2 protein-coding genes are annotated in these 4,368 nt (G+C 40.1%); one reads left to right on the top strand and one right to left on the bottom strand.

Translation table 11 applies throughout. The features are described from left to right. Positions 1-2,984 (top strand): gliding motility-associated C-terminal domain-containing protein (locus AC1DND_RS21070; RefSeq protein WP_477584593.1); only part of this gene is annotated, 2,984 nt, incomplete at its 5' end. Here AC1DND_RS21070 and AC1DND_RS21065 read toward each other — a convergent pair. After that, on the bottom strand, positions 2,981-3,991 hold the full coding sequence (locus AC1DND_RS21065) for a PorP/SprF family type IX secretion system membrane protein (RefSeq protein WP_477584592.1): 1,011 nt from the start codon (positions 3,989-3,991) through the stop codon (positions 2,981-2,983). The genes AC1DND_RS21070 and AC1DND_RS21065 overlap by 4 nt on opposite strands. Positions 3,992-4,368 lie beyond the last annotated feature (377 nt).

Below are 4,368 nucleotides of genomic sequence, written 5' to 3'. Positions count from 1 at the left end.
ACATTAACGGTATTATTGTGCAGAACAGCTATTATTTTAACACCATCACCGCTACTAAAATCAAGATCCAATCGAACTTAATCGGGGTAATATATGATGGAATAACACCAAACACCAATGTTTTTGGTATTTCGGCCAGTTTATACGATAGTGCACTAGATGTTGGTGGTGATAATCCTGGTGAAGGAAACGTTATCGCCGCAAACAGGATTAATGTAGATATCACCAGGTCATCGTACTCCACCAATGCAAGGTTTGATGTCAACGTGATCAATAATAAAATCGGGGTCGATTATACGGGCAAAAAAGATTTCCATGAATTACCGATATTTCTTTCTTCCTCCGCTTTAGAAATTGCAGGTTTAAAGGTCAATGCGGTAAATACGGCACTTTATGTGCGCAATAATATTATCGGCGGAAACAGAACTACAGGGGTTTCGATCACCAATTCTGATTTTATTTTAACCGGTAATGCCATTGGTACCGATGCTGCCGGAGCTGTAGTGATGAGTAACGGAATTGGCGTAAAAATAGAGTTGGGTGCAGGAGGAACCATCGGTGGCGCAACACCTGCCGAAGCAAACTTAATCGCCAACAACAATTTCGGGGTGGAAACGGTATCGTCAAAACCCGTAAAAATCACAAGGAACAGTTTCTTTTGCAACAAGACATTTGGCATCGGAAAAACCCTATCGATCCTTCAACCCTACATTCAGGTACTGAAAAAAAGAAATGATTATGTTTCGGGTAAGGCCACACCCAACTCAGAAGTAGAACTATTTTATACCGTAAATTGCCAAGGTATCTGTGAAGGTAAAACCTATATTGCAACTGTACAGGCCGGTAGCGATGGTCGTTGGGAATACAACGGAACCCTAAGCGGAATGGTTACTGCAACAGCCAGCTTATTAAATGCAACCACCTCTCCTTTCTCTACTGCTGAATTATTACCAAACGAAGCTATAGTAGAACCTGTAACCTGTAATGCCAATGGATCAATCACCATCCCAGAGCCCCGCGAAGGTTTTACTTTTAGCTGGGTAAAAATAGAAACAGATGGTAGCCGCGTACCTAAAGGAAATACACAAAGCATCTCCAATTTAGATGTAGGCACTTACGAGGTAACCGTTGATGATGGCTGCAAAGCATTTCCATCGGTGTTTATCATCAAAGATCAGAAGTTAACCAAACCTACTATTCTGCCAGTTTCGCCTGCCTGCGGACAAACCACTTTTACATTTACAGCTGAGGTTTTAAGGGGTAAAGGTGTATTAAAATACGAGTGGATAAATACCGCAACAAATGCCGTGGTAAGCAGAAGTAACCCAGCTAATTTACCAGAAGGCACCTACTTCGTAAAAGTATCGGATGAAGCAAACTGCTCATTAGATTCTGATCCGATTACAGTTAGAAGGAAACCTCAACCTAAAATTGGGAATCCAACTAAAACCACCTCTGCAGCATGTGGTAAAGAAAACGGATCTATTGTAGGCATTACCATTACAGATGCAACGGGTACCTTAAGCTACAAATGGTTTAAACGCGATCCGATCACAGGAATTTTAGGTACAGATGTGGTGTCAACTACATTGGATCTGGAAAATGTAGGAGGCGGCAACTATACTTTATCTGTTTCTGACGAAGGGCAATGTTCGCCAGTTTCCTCATCTTTCTTTATCGGCACCTATAGCGATGTTGCGATTAACGGAGGGACAGTTACTCCGGCCAGATGTGGTGTTAACAATGGTGTTATTGATGGTGTATCGATTACCAATGCCGATACATACGAGTGGTTAGGCCCAACGGGGCAAAGCATCAAAAAAGGACCGTACTCCCCTGGCATGTCAATAAAAATGATTGACCTTGCCCCAGGAACTTATACATTAAGAGCCAGCAATTCGCTGTATACCTGCACTTTAGACAGAACTTTCAGGGTAGATGCATTAACACCAACGGTTTATACCTTTACGCCAACCGTTAACAACACCACTTGCGAGTTGATTAACGGAAGTATCAACCTAAACTTCAGTTCCGTTCTTCCAACATTGTTTAAATGGGTAGATGAATCAGGCGCTACAGTTGCAGGTGCAACCAAAACAGGGAACATTATTGAACTTAAAAATTTGCCCGGAGGCAATTACAGGATGTTTGCCTATGATGTGAACAATTGTGAAACTATTTTAGGACCATACGCCATCAATATCACGCCAAAACTAAACATCGTTTCCAATACAGCAACCGTAATTAAAGATGGCTGTACTTTACAGAGAGGTTCTGTTAAAGGCATACAGGTAATCGGTGGTATTCCAGCGTATGATTTTAAATGGATAAACGAAGCTGGCGAGGCTGTTCAATACACTCAAGATCTAATTAATGTTGGCGCAGGCACCTATCGTTTAGAAGTAAAAGACAAAACATCTTGTGGTTATGCCATCAGCGAGGCTTATACCGTAGTAGATGAGCCTTTTAAAATCATAGCTCCCATCATCAACGATCTACGCGTTTGTTATGTTTCAGATATCGTTTTACCTGTAATTGCACCAGAAGAAGGCACCTTCCAGCTCTTTGAAAAAATTGATGATACGAAGCCATTTTCAGAAAACACCAACGGAATATTCAAATTTAGGGTAGCCAAAACGGCAGATTATTTTGTGAGGAGAAAACTGGGTTCTTGTACAAGCGAGTTTACCAAGGTACATGTAGAAGTAACACACGATAACCTGGAGGTTACCAACACCATGACCCCGAATGGAGATGGTATGAACGATGTTTGGCAAGTGAGGGGTTTACCAGATTTTAATGGCACCAATATTAAAATCTACACCCGTGGCGGTCAGTTGGTTTACGAATCGATCGGCAATTATACCAAACCTTTTGATGGTAGATTTAGGGATAAAGAATTACCAGCAGGGGTTTATTATTATGTGATCGATTTGCGGGCTGAATGTAAACCACTAGGTGGCAGCATAACACTTTTACGTTAAAATTGCCTACTTGGACAAACTACCTGATAGCGGTTATTCAATAAAATACCCAGTACAATTTCGTGGGTACCATTATTTACCGAACGTAATCCTGAAGTATTTACATCATAAGAATAACTCAGGTTTACCAGCGACGCAATATTAAATCCTGCTAGAAGCGAAAAAGAATCGTTGTTCCTGAAACTGGTTCCAACCCAAAACTTATCCCGATAGGCAAATTTCAAATTGGCATCGAAAGTAGCCGGAGCGTTGACCCAATATGAAATCAAACCAGAGGGGATCATTGCAATATCCTCATCCAGAAATATTTTATAACCCGCCGTTCCGTAAAAAGTAGCTGCTTGGTATGGACTGGTTTTAACTTGATTATTTACAATACTGCTTTTATTTCCAACCAGCTGTTTTGCTGAAACACCAGCAAAAAATCGTGGACTATACAACCAAATACCTGCGCCAATATCGGGTCTAATTTTGTTGTTATAATCGGCAGAGAATAAAGGGTCGCCCGATTCATCGGCTATAATTCCGCGTACATCAACACTGATCGATTTAAATCCTCCTGATAAACCAACTGATAAATTTACTTCGTTTGTAAGGCCTAAATGATATGCATAGGTTAAATTCACATTAGTCTGCCGAACCAAACCGGCTTTATCCGTCATGGCCACCAGGCCAATTCCATGGTGAGGCTCTGCCGCGGTGTAGCTGTTTACAAAACTTCTGCTCATTGGATTGTCTCCATTCCCGGCAAATGAATTTACATTGCTCCGAACAAAATCTTCGCCAATAGCGGTACTTAAAGAAAGGTATTGTGTACTTGGTGCACCTTCTAAACCGCTCCACTGTTTGCGTAAACCTATTTTTAAATCTGTATAATTATCTATTCCCGATAATGCAGGATTCAACAGGATATTGTTAAAAATATATTGGGTGCTCCTGGGGATTTCTTGGCCATAGCTATAAAAGAATAAGCAGGCAAACAGAGAGAGCGCGTAAAAAAATTTCATGTAAACCTTAATAGTGATGCGTTAATTGATTGATACTAAAAAGCCTATCAATACAAGGGCTAAGATAATAAGTTGTAGCCAATTATAAAGCATTTAATGTTTATCTGCCTTTAACTTCAAAATAAACGTTCCATCCAATAGTAGCAATTAACCATTCTTTTAAATTTCGATAAAAAAAACTGATAATTTTTATCTCAAAAACCGCTACTTCTTTTTGATGTAACCTCAAAATATTGTAAGTTTAAAGTTTTTTAAGCGCTTAGCTTAGAAAAAATTTTAAACCAATCAATGTTACGTGTCGATAGCTCTAAAACCTGTAAAGTGGTGTACTCTTTGTGCAAACATGAGTACTTGGGCTATTTAATTGAACCTCACGT

Source organism: Pedobacter sp. 01N416, assembly GCF_056399685.1.
The sequence above is the reverse complement of the archived record's forward strand: the minus strand, read 5'-3'. Positions and strand labels throughout refer to the sequence as shown.

Excerpts from the sequence above, each read along its gene's own strand:
- AC1DND_RS21065 (WP_477584592.1), bottom strand. The coding sequence starts at position 3,991 with ATGAAATTTTTTTACGCGCTCTCTCTGTTTGCCTGCTTATTCTTTTAT.